Genomic DNA, 12,265 nt, shown 5'->3' on the forward strand with positions numbered 1-12,265 from the left:
GCCCGGGCCCGCAGCGATCGTGCGGACTGACGAGCCAGCGCTTCAGCGCAAGCTCCAGGACACCCCCAGGTACACCCCCAACCCTTCCCCTGGCGTCGAGCGCGCCGCGTCCAGCCCCTTGTCGTCGTAGCCCGGGGTGACCGTGGCGGCGTAGCGCTTGTCGGTGAGGTTGCGCAGATCGACCCAGGTCTGCCAGTCGTTCTTCGGCGCGTTGTAGCCCAGGGTGGCGCCGAACAGTGCGTAAGGATCGGCGTAGTAGCTGTTGGCGTAGTCCACCGCCACCTTCGACACCAGTTGGGTATTGACCGCGGCGAAGAAGCCCAGGGGCCAGTCGTAGCGCAGCTCGCCCTGGTAGTAGTGCATGGGCAGGCCCGGCAGGCGGTTGTCGCCAAAGCGCGCGTCGTCGCGGTAGTGGAAATCGCTGAAGCTGTAGGCCTGACGCAGGCTCAAGCGGCCCACGCCCGGGCGCGACCACAGCTCGCTGTGCAGGCTGGCTTCCACGCCCTGGTGCACCGTGGGGCTGGCGTTGAGTTCATAGGGCGTGGTGGCGCTGGGATCGGGCAGTACCGAGAGCAGTTCGTGGCGCACCTGGGCGTAGTACCAGGCCAGGCTCCATTGCCCCAGGCCACTGTCGCCACGGCCGCCCAGTTCCAGGGTGGTGGCGGTCTGGTTGCGCAGTTTGATCGGATCGCGCTGGGCGCCGTAAGCGACGCCGCTGGTTTCCGGGAAACGCAGGTTCGAGCTGTAGATCAGCGACCAGGGGTGTGGGGCTTCCACCGAACGACTGAGGTTGCCGAACAGTTGCACATCCGGCGTCAACTGGTAGCGCAGGCCCAGGCGCGGCGCGTAGTCCCAGTCGCCAAGGCTGGTCTTGCCGCCGCCCTCGGGGTAGGTCACCGCACTTTCGCGACGGGTGTAGATGGCCGCAAGCCCCGTGGTCAGCCACAGGTCGTCGGCGATCTCCAGGTCATTGCCCACATGCAGCACGGTGTCCGAGCCCTGGTAGGTGAAATTGCGCATCCGCGTGCCCGGCGCATAGGTCTTGGTGTTGCCCGTGGGAATTCGCACAAACTCGCTGGCGCCGTCATTGGGCAGGTGCTTGGTTACCCGCAGGCCCAGGGTGCTGCGGCTTTCCATGCCCCAGAGTCTGTCGCGGCGCTTGTAGTCCAGGGTGCCGCTGACGTCGCTGTAGGCCACCTTCAGGCGGTTGGGGCCTTCGCGCAGGTCCATCGGGTAGTCGTGGTAGACCAGGCCGGTCTGGATGCTTGAATCATCGTCGATGTAGTAGGTGGTCTTGTTGCCGACAAAGGTGCTGCCCGGTTGCTTGCGCCGGTCGTCGCGACTGACATAGGCCGGATTGGCCGCCCGCGGGTCATGTTCGATGGAGCGCTTGGTCACGCGCCCGGCCAGATCGTTGTCGGTTTCGCGGTAGCGCAGGTAGAAGCGGGTTTCCAGGTTCGGGTTGAAGCGGTAGCCGAAGTTGCCGATCACCCCGCGGCTCTGGCTGCGGGTGTGGTCCTGGTAACCGTCGGCGTTGGCGTCGGTCAGCGAGAGGTAGTAGTCGAAATCTCCCAGCACCTGCCCGGAGCTGACCTGACGCTGCTGATAACCGTGGCTGCCGGTGGCGTAGCGCACCTGCAACAGCGGCGCGTCGTAGCCGGTGTGGCTGATGTAGTCGATGGCGCCGCCCAGGGCCAGGGCCCCACGGTCGAAACCATTGGCGCCGCGCAGCACCTCTACATGGTCGACCCACAACGGCTCCAGCAATTCATAGGGCGTACCGCCGGGGCCGGTCAGCGGCAGACCGTCGAGCATCGTGTACAGCCCCGAGGCATGGGCGCCCGGCGCGCGGTTGAGGCCCGAACCACGGATCGAGATCTTCACCCCCTCGTTGCCCGCCGACTGGGCGTAAACCCCGGGCTGATAAGCCAGCACATCCTGGTTGCTGGCCACCCGGCCCTGCAGCGGCTGGCGCATATCCACCAGATTGCTCCCGCCCGGCACCTGGGCCAGCCGTGCCTCGGCCTCTTCCATCCCCTGCCCCTCGCCTGTCGGCTCCTGCCCCAGCACCTGCGCCGGCGCCAGCTCCACGGCGCGGGTTTCGGCAAGCGCCGGGCAGGCAAGGGCCAGGCCCAGCAGGACCGTGGGCAAGGATTTTGGGGAAGACATCAAGAAAACTCCGACCGGCAGAAAGGGGCAATGCAAGTTGCGACGCAGGAAAGAACCAGGAGAACACAGGGAAACCGGGCTTTTTTTCGCCAGGAAGCGAGATGTCGGCAAGCACACTTTCACTGGCAGAAGAACTGGATGCAGCAGGCAGCCCTAACGGTGTTTGGCCCCCGTCGCAAAGCGCACCACCAAGGCAGGGCTGGGCTGAGTACGTTTCAATGAACGCAAAGAACGTCGCCGGTCCTTTGGCCGGACGGTCTTAGCTCACCGCCTCTTCACTCACGCCTCACCCTGGGCCTTTTTGCTGCCCTTGATGTTCTCGATCAGATCGACCACGTAATTCTGGTTGAACCCCGCGACAAAGGACCAGAACAGCAACTTGCCGTAGGCGGCATAGCCGTCGGCGTGCTGGCAGAAAATCACATAGAAGCTGTTGTCCGGATACCTGCAGCTCTTGTCACTGACGATCTGCGGAAACAGTTCGCCTTGCACCACGCCGGAGATAAACAGGATGTACAGCAAGCCCGCGAGGATGCCGCCGATGAACGACGGCAGCAGCACGTTGAACCAGGAGCGGCACAGGCTGACGACCTCCTCCTCGCTGAGGTGCGACAGTTGCCGGTGAAAGCCTACGTAGCCGCCGATATTGCCAACGATGAACACTACCGAGGGAATGGTGTAGCCGTCGGCCATGGCGACCGCAACCAGGGATGCCGCCAACAGCAGCACAAAGATGATGAACAGTCGCTTCCAGAGGATGTTCAGCGCGTCCTGGCGGTTCATGTTCGGCTCACCGGTTCAGGTTGTCATAGGGTTCCGTCCACCTGGATGACGATAGTTGAGCCGTACCGTGCGGGAGTGTTTTTTCGACCGGGAACCCTTGCCCCTGCTGGCCGGCGCCCGCCGTGCCCTCAGGCCGGGTAGCCGGTGATCTGACGAATGCTCTGGTACAGCGGCTTGAGCTGGCGGTACATGCGCAGGTAGACCTCGCGGTACAGCCGCTGGTACATCTGCTGCGCCTGCGGTTGCGGCTCGAACACCGCGCCGACCCGGGTCATGGCGCTGATCGCCGTGGGGAAGTCCGGGTACAACCCCAGGCCCACCGCACAGGCAATCACCGCCCCCAGGCCCGAGGCTTCATAGACATGGGGGCGCTCCACCGGCAGGCCGAAGATGTCCGCGGTCAGTTGCATGGCCGCGTCGCTCTGGGAGCCGCCTCCGGCCACCCGCAGGCGGGTGATCTTCAGCTTGGAGCGTTGCTCCATGCGCTCCATACCCTGGCGCAAGGCATAGGCCAGGCCTTCGAGGATCGCCCGGTAGATATGCGCCCGGGTGTGCACGTCGCCAAAGCCGATCATCGCGCCCTTGGCCTCCATGCCCGGCTCGCGGATGCCCGGCGACCAGTAGGGTTGCAGGGTCAGGCCCATGGATCCGGGCGGCACCGCCTGGACCAGGGCGTCGAACAGCTGTTCCGGCTCCAGCCCCTGCTCCGCCGCCTGCTGCACTTCTCGCAGGCCGAACTGCTGCTTGAACCAGCTGACCATCCAGTAGCCGCGAAAGATCATCACCTCGCAGTTGTAGTGATCCGGCACCGCCGCCGGGTACGGCGGGATCAGCGGCACCACTTCCAGGTAGCGCGAACGGGTGGTGGTGATGGTGGCCGTGGTGCCATAGGACAGGCAGGCGGTGGTCGAGTCCTGGACGCCCGAGCCGAGCACCTCACAGGCCTTGTCGGCACCGGCGGCGATCAGCGCCAGCCCCTCCGGTATGCCGGTGTGGCGGCTGGCCTCGGCGCTGATCCGGCCCAGGGTTTCACCGGGCTTGAGCAGGGTTGGCAGTTGCTCCTGGCGCACCGCCAGGGCCTGCCATTTCCAGTCGCTGGGGGCGGCCCAGCGCAGGCGCTTGTAGTCAAAGGGCAAGTAGCCCACGCAGCAGCCCACCGAGTCGACGAAGTTGCCGGTCAGGCGATGGGTGAGAAAGCCCGAGAGCAGCAGGAACTTGTCGGTAGCGGCCCAGATTTCGGGCTGCTGCTGGGCCACCCAGTTGGCTTCGGCCTGCGCGCGGAAATAGTCCACCGTGGCCTCGGCGCCGATCAATTTGAACAACCAGCCCCAGGGCCCCTTGATGCGGCCCTCGACGGCGGCCTGGCGCTGGTCGAGCCAGAGAATCGCCGGACGCAGGGCGCGGCCCTGGGCATCGACATTGATCAGGGTGCCGCGCTGGGTGGTCAGGGACACACCCCGGATCCGCGAGCGGTCGATGCCGGTCTGCTGCCAGAGCAGTTGGCAGGCTTGGCCAAGCTTGGCCCAGTAATAGTCCGGGTCCTGTTCGGCCCAGCCGGGCTGCTTCGAGTAATAGGCCTCAAGCTCGATCTTGCCCTTGCCCACCAGGTTTCCCTCAAGGTCGAACAGCAGTGCGCGCACGCTCTGGGTGCCGTTGTCGATGGCCAGCAGGTAGTCCTGTTTCTTGTTGTTGTGGTTGTCCATGGGGCTCTCTGGGTCAGGGCGTCAATCGGTGGTGGACGGCAGGCTGTGCTGGCGCTGCCAGAGCAGCCGGTAGCGCTGTTCTTCGGCCTGCCAACGGGCGTCGTCCCAGCCCAGTAGAGGCTGGCACAGGCGGCGGATGGCCGGCAGGTACTGGGCCGCGCCCTCGGCCAGCAGCAGGCCGATACGGGTCCGACGCAGCAGCAGGTCGTCCAGGTGCAGGACCAACTCCGTCTCGGCGGCCAGCGCCAGCTCGGCCCACAGGGTGTCGCTGGCACCGATGCAGTCACCGCCCAGGCTCGCCACCTGTTGCGCCAGGCGCGGCAGGTCGCGGCCGTAGCGGCCGGCCAGGCGTCGTGTCTGGGCGCGACTCAGGCCGGGGATGTCCAGCGCGGCCACGGGCGCCAACACCGGGGCGCCGTCATCCAGCACTTCACGCCCGAGCATCGCCCCGCAGGCTTGCAGCACTTCGATGGCCTGGGGGCGGAAGGTGGTGAGCTTGCCGCCAGCCAGGGTCACGCAGCCGGGCTCCTGCCACAGCACGTGTTCACGGGTGGCATTGGACGGCTTGCCCTGCTGCCCTTCGCTACCCGCCACCACCGGGCGCACCCCGGCCCAGGTCGACAGCACGTCCCCGGGACCGATCTGAGCCTGGGGAAACTGCTGGGCGCAGGCGGCCAGCAGATAGCGCAGCTCTTCCTGGCTGATGCTGGCGCTCTGGTCCAGGTCGTCGCGGTGATCGAGGTCGGTGGTGCCCACCACGGTGGCGCCTTCCCAGGGGAAGACGAACACCGGCCGCCGATCCTCGCCATGCATGAAGCTCAAAGCCTGGGCCACCGGCAGGCGCCAGCCCGGCAGCAGCAGGTGACTGCCGCGCAACGGCCGCAACTGCCGACGGCTGCTGGCCGGGCGCAGGCGCTCGGCCCAGGCCCCGGTGGCCACCGCCAGGACCGCGCAGTCCAGGGTGTGCACGGCGCCTGTTTCACTGTCTTCGATCGCCACCCCGCACACTCGCCCGTTCTCCCGCAGCAGGCGGGTCACCCGCAGGCCATTGATGGCCACGGCGCCGTCGGCCCGGGCCTCGGCCAGCACCCGCATCACCAATCGCGCATCGTCGGTCAGGGCATCGAGAAAGCTGGTGCCACCGAGCAACCCCGGTTCCTTGACCCCGGGGGCCAGGTACTGCAGTTGCCGGGCGTCGTGAAAGCGATGATTGCGTCGCCCGGCAATGGCGTCATACAGGCTCAGCAAGCCGCCAAACAGCTTGGGCCCGGGAAACTGGCCGCGGTAATGGGGCATCAGGAAACTCATCGGCTCCACCAGCCCCGGAGCCTCCTGCAACAGCCGCTGGCGCTCGCGCACCGAATCCCGGGTCAGGCGCCACTGGCCCTTGGCGATATAGCGCAAACCGCCATGGACCATCTTCGAAGAACGGCTGGAAGTGCCCCAGGCAAAGTCCCGCTGCTCCAGCAGCAGGCAGCGCCAGCCGCGCCGCGCCGCCTCGCGCAGAATCCCGGCGCCGCTGATGCCGCCGCCGATCACGATCAGGTCCCAGGGTTGCGTCGCCAACCCGGGCAGCGCCTGCTGGCGCCACTGGGCATTCCAGTCCTGGTTCATGGCTCACTGCTCCAGCAATGTGCCGGGATTGAGGCGCCCGGCCGGGTCGAAGTGGCGACTCAGGGCCTGCAGCGCATCAATGGCCAGCGGGCCCTTTTCCCGCAGCAGGTACGGCGCGTGGTCCTTGCCCACGCCGTGCTGGTGGCTGATGGTGCCGTGGTGATTGACGATGGTCTGGCTGGCAGCGTGCTTGAGCGCCTGCCAGCGGGCCAGGGTCGCCGGGTACTGGGCGTCCGGGCGGAACACGTAGGTGGTGTAGATGCTCGACCCTTGGCCATAGACATGGGACAGGTGGGTGAACACATGCACCTGCTCGCCCTCGGCGGCCAGGCCATCGCGCAGGCTGCCCTCGATGCGCTGCAGCAGGTGGTCGACATGGCTCCAGTCGGTGGCGGTTTCCAGGGTGTCCACCAGGTAGCCGGCGTTCCACAGGCTTTCCCGCAGGTAGGGAAAGCGAAAGCGGTTCTGCGCCCATTTCTTGCCCAGCAAGGTGCCGGTGAACACCCCGCCGAAGGCCTTGAGGTGCTGGCGGGCATGGCGCAGGGACAGAGCATTCTGTTGGCGCTTGCCGGTCACGCCGAAGGTCAGCAGGCACTTGCCCACCCCGGCGCCGCGCAGGGCCAGGTATTTTTCCAGCCAGGCGATTTGCCTCGGGTGGCCGGCCAGGGCCAGTTGGGTTTCAGTCTCCAGGGCGTTGGACAGGCGCAGCATCGACAACGGCACCCGGGCCTGGGCCAGGGCCCGCACCGCCTGCAGAGCCTGGGACCAGTCGGGCAGGAACACCCCATAGAAACGCTCGTCATCGGGCAGGCGGCTGACCCGTACCTTGACCTCGGAAATGATCCCGAAGCGCCCTTCACTGCCCAGCACCACCTCGCGCATATCCGGCCCGGCGGCGGACGCCGGAAAGCTGGCGATGGGCATCGGCCCGGCAAAGGTTTCCAGGGTGCCACCGGCGAACAGCTGCTCGATGCGCCCGTAGCGCAGCGACTGCTGGCCGCTGGAACGACTGGCGACCCAGCCACCCAGGGTCGACAGTTCCCAGGACTGAGGGAAATGCCCCAGGGTGTAGCCCCGGGCGCGCAGTTGGCTTTCCACCTGCGGGCCGCTGGCACCGGGGCCGAAGGTCGCCAGCAGGCTGTCTTCGTCCAGCTCCAGCAGGCGGCTCATGCGCGCCAGGGATACGGTCAGCACCGGCCGCTCGGACCAGGGCGGATTGATATGCCCGGCCACCGAAGTGCCGCCGCCATAGGGAATCAGGCACAGGTCGCGATCCTCGGCCAGGGCCAGCAACTGACGGATCTGCTCGGCGGTTTCCGGGAAGGCCACGGCATCGGGGTAGACCCCCAGCTCGCCTTCGCGCAGCGCCAGCCAGTCCGGCAGGCTCTGACCGCGGGCATGCAGCAGGCGTTCCTGGGGATCAATGCAGTACAGCGGGTGGGCAGCCAGGCGAGAGAGCGGCACCTTGGCCAGCGCCTGTTCCAGGGTCGCCTCCGGTAAGCGACGCCCCGGCCCCAGGCGCTCGGCGAGAAACCCCGCGCCCTGGGCCGGCAATTCGACCACCGTGGATGCATCCCCCCAGCCGTTCCAGCGTCGCATACGTGTGTCCTTGTGCTGTTCTTATTGGTCTTGCGTCAGGCTCCCTATACTAGTGCGCGGCTGGCAGCTGTCACGGGCGCATCGCGCCAGGGGATGTAGCCGATTGAGTCATGCCTGGCCACAGGCGTCTGTGTCGTTGCGCTACGCCACCAATACCACGTGACATTTCTCGCCCCACCGCGAAGAATCCGCGCTGTCGATCCACAGAGCCCAGCCATGCCAGCGCCCATGCGAACCCTTGCCCCCCTGTTCTGGTCCCCGGACCTGGGTATCGACTATGCAGCCCCGAGCCTGAGCCTTGATCAGTTGCTGCCCAAAGTGGGGCAAACAGCCTCGGCCTACTTCGAACGCCTGGACCACATCCAGCCCGGCGAAACCCTGCAACTGATCTGGTGCCCGCCGGTTTCCGACCTCAATGGCTGGAGCGAACAGCCATCGGAAATCGCTCAAAGCCACCTATTGCGGGTCAGGATCGACGGGGCGGCGCCCATGCCCCCTGCCCCCTTGCTGGATATCCACCAGGGGCAGCAGCGCTACCGCTTCCAGGTGCTGTCCTGCACGCCGTTGCTGGCATTCCTGCAGGCACAGCCGCTCGACCCGGCGGCCTGGCAACTGGTCAGGATCGGCGACGAACACGGCAATACCCGCCTGAACTGGGACGCGCCGCGCTGGTGCGCTCGCGCCCAGGTCCAGGGGCTGACCTACCTGGTGGCTGGCGACGGTCACGAAGGCCATATGCAAATGCTGCTTGAAGTGGGTGAGCAGCAGTGGGTGGGGCTGCTCTCGGTGTACCTGAGCCCGGGCGGCAACGACTATGACCTGGGCCGGCGCGTGCTCGAGGGCCCCGAGCTGCGGAGCATTCGCCAGGCGCTGGCCAAGGCCCGGCCACTGAGTGATTCACAGGATGCCTATCTGGAGCGTTGAAGCCTGGCGGGGAAAAATCGGGAAAAACACTAAGCAACTGTTTTTCAAACTGATTTTTTTGCACTGGGGGCTTCCCAGGGCGCGTATTAGTTGGTAAATTTGCGCCCGTTCTTGCAGCGGCCCTCCCCGGGCCGGCAGTCAAAGCAAGTAACGTCGCAGTACTACAGGGGCGTCGCCAAGCGGTAAGGCAGCAGGTTTTGATCCTGCCATGCGTTGGTTCGAATCCAGCCGCCCCTGCCATTTTCTTTCTGTCTATCCCATCAAGTGTTCTGCCAACAGCTCCAGCAAGGCGCTGACCTTGGGCAATACCTGACGATTCTTCAGCCATAGCAGATGGATGGCCTGCCCCTGGGTTGCACACTGAGGCAGCACCTGCACCAGGCTGCCCTCATCCAGCTGACGCTTGACCAGCCACGACGGCAACTGGGCGATCCCGTAGCCCGCCATCACCGCCATCAACAACCCCTGGCCATCCCCCACCACGCAAGCGGCCGGCACCACCCGACGCTCGATCTCCCCTGGCCGGCTGCCGGGAAAAGTCCAGGGGTTGACCCGTCCATCCACCCAGCCATAGGCGATGCAGCGATGCCGCAGCAGATCGGCATCGGTCAAGGGCGTGCCCTGATGCTGCAGGTACGCCGGCGAGGCACAGAACAGATGGCGCTCATGGCCCAGCTGACGATGCCCCAACGCGGCGGGCCACTGCGCGGGCCCGCCGAGCCGCACGGCAATATCGACACCGGCCTCAAGGGGATCGACAAAGGCATCGGCAAAGGTCACGTGGGGTTGCAGCAAGGGGTGTTCCCGGGCAAAGCGCAAGATCAGCTCCAGCACTTGAGTGCGGCCAAAGGCCCCCGGCAGATCGATGCGCACCTTGCCCCGCAGCTCGGTGTTTTCCGCCTGCAACGCCCACTCGGCCTCTTGCAGGTCGGCCAGTACCCCGGTGCAGGTGCGATAGAAGGCCTGCCCCGCATCGGTCAGCGCCAGGCTGCGGGTGGTGCGTTGCAACAGCCGGGCCTGCAGGCGGCTTTCCAGGCGGGCAATGGCCTTGCTGACGGCGGACGGCGTCAGGTTCAGACGCTCGGCAGCAGCCTTGAAGCTGCCGGAGTCGGCCACACAGACAAAAACATCGATGCCCTTCAGGCGTTCGGAAGCAAACATGCAACGTCCTTATTCATGAATCAGTTTCCATTCACTCAAGAAAAATCATCATAAAACAGAAGCCAATTCCTCAGTAAGCTCAAGCCCCGACTCAACTTGCACCCTTTGAAGAGGCATGGATGCTGCGCACCCTGAACAACTACCCGGGCACCATCAAGCTGTTGCTGTCGGGTTCGCTGATCCTGACCCTGGCGCGGGCCATCACCCTGCCCTATCTGGTGATCTACCTGTCCACCCGCTACGCCCTGAGCGTCGCCGACATCGGCCTGGTGATCGGCAGCAGCCTGATCGTCGGCTCGTTGTTGAGCCTCTACGGCGGTTACCTGGTGGATCGGATCGCCAGCTACCGGCTGATCCTGGCCTGCGTCGCCGTCTTCAGCCTGGGCTTTATCGGCGCCTTTGCCGCCCCCGCCCTGTGGCTGCTCTACCTGTGCCTGGTGTCGATCAACCTCGCCTATGCGGTATTCGATATCGCGGTCAAGGCCGGTGTTGCCCAGCAACTGGCGGTGACCGAACGCAGTGCAGTGTTCTCGATCAAGTACACCCTGACCAACATCGGTTATGCCGTTGGCCCGTTGCTCGGCGCCTGGCTGGCCCAGCAAGGCATCAGCCTGCCCTTTGTAACGTCGAGCGTCCTGGCAGCGGGATTCTTTGCCCTGTACCTGACACAGGGCGACAGGCAACTCCAGTCTGGCGCCAGCCCCCATCAGCCCCTGTCCTTTCTCGCGCTGGGTCGCCAACTGCTGCGGGATTACCGGCTGATCTGCTTCACCCTCGGCGGCTTGCTCAGCGCGGTGGTCTTCGGCCAGTTCTCGGCCTATCTGTCGCAGTACCTGGTGGTTACCGAGTCCGCGCAAGTCGCCTACAGCACCATCAGCACCCTGGTGGCGACCAATGCGTTGCTGGTCATTGCCCTGCAATACGCCATTGGCCGCAGGATTACCCCCAACCACCTGAAGCAGTGGCTGGCGGCGGGCCTGAGCCTGTTCCTGCTGGGGGTCGCCGGCTTCGCCCTGTCCACCAGCCTGCCACTGTGGGTGCTGTCGATGGTGGTGTTCACCCTGGGGGAAATCATCGTGTTTCCCGCCGAATACATGTTTATCGACCTGATCGCCCCCGAGCACCTGCGAGGCCTGTACTACGGCGCGCAGAACCTCTCCAGCCTCGGCGGCGCCCTGGGCCCGATCCTCTGCGGCATGGTCCTGGCGAGCCAGCCGGCGCAGTGGATCTTCTACATGCTGGGGGCGTTCATTGTCGCCGGCGGGCTGTTCTACTGGCTGGGCGCGGCCAGGCTGCACCGGCCCGCGGAGAGCGAAACCCGGGCAGACGCCATGCCCTGAGGATCCCGCCCGACCAACCGGGCCTTCACCTACCGTTCACATCGCCCCAGAAGGTTCGTTCCCCTTTGTACCCTCCCCTACAAAGAGCAACGCGCCATGAAAAATACCGATCTCAGCCACCTGATCCTCAACGACCACGCGCGCATCGAGGCCGCCATCAGCACCGGCGCGGCCTGGGAAGTGTGGTTTCAGGTGGAGTTCCTGATCCTGCTGCGCTCGGTCCATGTGGCCGCCGCCCGCGAGGTGCCCTATCCGGCGCCCAACCAGGCCTTGCGCCTGGACGTACTGGCGCAGCATAACGTGGAGAACTACGCGATCGAGCTCAAAGTCGAAAGCGCCACCAATGCCGGCAACAAACTCTTGGCCGAAACCCAGAAAGACATCGACAAGCTGACCCAGTACACCGACCCGGTGGCTGCGCGCTGGGCCGTCGCCCTGGGTTACAGCGACGTGGCCAAACGCGGCCTGCGGGATTTCGCCAACACCCACAAGGGACGGGTGATCTATCAGGAGTCCGGGGCCCTGGGCTGCATGATCGCCACGGTTTGAACGGGCCGGCCAAGGCAGGGCCATGCCCGGCGCTGCCCCGATGTTGTTACTCGCATGGTCCCCTGGCCTTGAGCAACAGATGACCACGCCGGGGACGGCCATTGACTAGCGACCGGCGTTGAGGCGGGACCGGGGCAGCCCGCCGATTTGAATCAGCGGACGGCAGTATCTTTTCGCCAAAACGTTCAGATAAGTCCGATGACGGTGGCCGCCCGCTCCTTGTTAAGTTGTCCGCTGTTTTTCAGCTGTCCGCCGCTGATCGACAATCTTCTCGTTGATCAGCGGCGCCTCGGCTAATGGAATCAGCCGCAACACGTCAAGGAGCGACCCATGTTCAGCCCGGCCGACCAGACCCACTTCAGCCTGGACATCCAAGGCATCCAGCACGACTTCCAGGTGCTTGCGTTCAAGGGCACCGAAGCC

At 65.6% G+C, this 12,265-nt stretch carries 10 protein-coding genes and 1 tRNA gene; 5 read left to right on the forward strand and 6 right to left on the reverse strand.

The annotated features are described in order from the left end of the window. Positions 1–42: 42 nt before the first annotated feature. From DNK59_RS21245 to DNK59_RS21265, 5 genes are all read right to left on the reverse strand, one after another. Positions 43–2,169: a TonB-dependent receptor domain-containing protein gene (locus tag DNK59_RS21245; protein WP_110724501.1), complete on the reverse strand. Its 2,127-nt coding sequence runs from the start codon at positions 2,167–2,169 to the stop codon at positions 43–45. Positions 2,170–2,448: 279 nt separating this feature from the next. Next, entirely contained in the window at positions 2,449–2,952 is a 504-nt protein-coding gene (locus DNK59_RS21250; protein WP_092315087.1) for a hypothetical protein, read from the reverse strand. Positions 2,953–3,080: 128 nt separating this feature from the next. After that, positions 3,081–4,655, reverse strand: coding sequence for an FGGY-family carbohydrate kinase (locus tag DNK59_RS21255; protein ID WP_110724502.1), 1,575 nt, complete (start codon positions 4,653–4,655; stop codon positions 3,081–3,083). 21 nt (positions 4,656–4,676) lie between these two features. Continuing rightward, positions 4,677–6,269, reverse strand: a complete 1,593-nt coding sequence (locus tag DNK59_RS21260) for a glycerol-3-phosphate dehydrogenase/oxidase (protein WP_110724503.1) — start codon at positions 6,267–6,269, stop codon at positions 4,677–4,679. A 3-nt stretch (positions 6,270–6,272) separates the two neighbouring features. Beyond that, a complete protein-coding gene (locus DNK59_RS21265) occupies positions 6,273–7,868 on the reverse strand; it encodes an FAD-binding oxidoreductase (protein WP_110724504.1) in 1,596 nt (531 codons plus the stop codon). Between the two features lie 228 nt (positions 7,869–8,096). Here DNK59_RS21265 and DNK59_RS21270 point away from each other — a divergent pair, with 228 nt between their 5' ends. Both DNK59_RS21270 and DNK59_RS21275 read left to right on the forward strand, forming a co-directional pair. Then, the gene (locus DNK59_RS21270) at positions 8,097–8,792 is read left to right on the forward strand and encodes a hypothetical protein (protein WP_256596530.1); all 696 of its coding nucleotides are present in this window, start codon (positions 8,097–8,099) and stop codon (positions 8,790–8,792) included. A gap of 165 nt (positions 8,793–8,957) precedes the next feature. Continuing rightward, positions 8,958–9,032: transfer RNA gene (locus DNK59_RS21275), tRNA-Gln, on the forward strand. Positions 9,033–9,044: 12 nt separating this feature from the next. On the opposite strand, the gene DNK59_RS21280 is transcribed toward DNK59_RS21275, so the two are convergent. Beyond that, complete coding sequence (locus tag DNK59_RS21280) at positions 9,045–9,953, reverse strand: LysR family transcriptional regulator (protein WP_110724506.1); 909 nt, start codon at positions 9,951–9,953, stop codon at positions 9,045–9,047. Positions 9,954–10,072: 119 nt separating this feature from the next. Here DNK59_RS21280 and DNK59_RS21285 point away from each other — a divergent pair, with 119 nt between their 5' ends. The 3 genes from DNK59_RS21285 to DNK59_RS32550 all read left to right on the forward strand — a co-directional run. Then, positions 10,073–11,293 (forward strand): MFS transporter, encoded by a 1,221-nt coding sequence (locus DNK59_RS21285; protein ID WP_110724507.1) that lies wholly within the window; start codon positions 10,073–10,075, stop codon positions 11,291–11,293. Between the two features lie 96 nt (positions 11,294–11,389). Further along, positions 11,390–11,842 (forward strand): hypothetical protein, encoded by a 453-nt coding sequence (locus DNK59_RS21290; RefSeq protein ID WP_110724508.1) that lies wholly within the window; start codon positions 11,390–11,392, stop codon positions 11,840–11,842. A gap of 330 nt (positions 11,843–12,172) precedes the next feature. Beyond that, positions 12,173–12,265 (forward strand): hypothetical protein (locus DNK59_RS32550; RefSeq protein WP_371920311.1); only part of this gene is annotated, 93 nt, incomplete at its 3' end.

This window comes from Pseudomonas sp. TKO26 (genome assembly GCF_003225665.1).
In the GTDB taxonomy this organism is placed as follows: Bacteria; Pseudomonadota; Gammaproteobacteria; order Pseudomonadales; family Pseudomonadaceae; genus Aquipseudomonas; species Aquipseudomonas saponiphila.

Coding starts and splice junctions, on each gene's coding strand:
- DNK59_RS21245 (WP_110724501.1), bottom strand. CDS start 2,169: ATGTCTTCCCCAAAATCCTTGCCCACGGTCCTGCTGGGCCTGGCCCTT.
- DNK59_RS21250 (WP_092315087.1), bottom strand. CDS start 2,952: ATGAACCGCCAGGACGCGCTGAACATCCTCTGGAAGCGACTGTTCATC.
- DNK59_RS21255 (WP_110724502.1), bottom strand. CDS start 4,655: ATGGACAACCACAACAACAAGAAACAGGACTACCTGCTGGCCATCGAC.
- DNK59_RS21260 (WP_110724503.1), bottom strand. CDS start 6,269: ATGAACCAGGACTGGAATGCCCAGTGGCGCCAGCAGGCGCTGCCCGGG.
- DNK59_RS21265 (WP_110724504.1), bottom strand. CDS start 7,868: ATGCGACGCTGGAACGGCTGGGGGGATGCATCCACGGTGGTCGAATTG.
- DNK59_RS21270 (WP_256596530.1), top strand. CDS start 8,097: ATGCGAACCCTTGCCCCCCTGTTCTGGTCCCCGGACCTGGGTATCGAC.
- DNK59_RS21280 (WP_110724506.1), bottom strand. CDS start 9,953: ATGTTTGCTTCCGAACGCCTGAAGGGCATCGATGTTTTTGTCTGTGTG.
- DNK59_RS21285 (WP_110724507.1), top strand. CDS start 10,073: ATGCTGCGCACCCTGAACAACTACCCGGGCACCATCAAGCTGTTGCTG.
- DNK59_RS21290 (WP_110724508.1), top strand. CDS start 11,390: ATGAAAAATACCGATCTCAGCCACCTGATCCTCAACGACCACGCGCGC.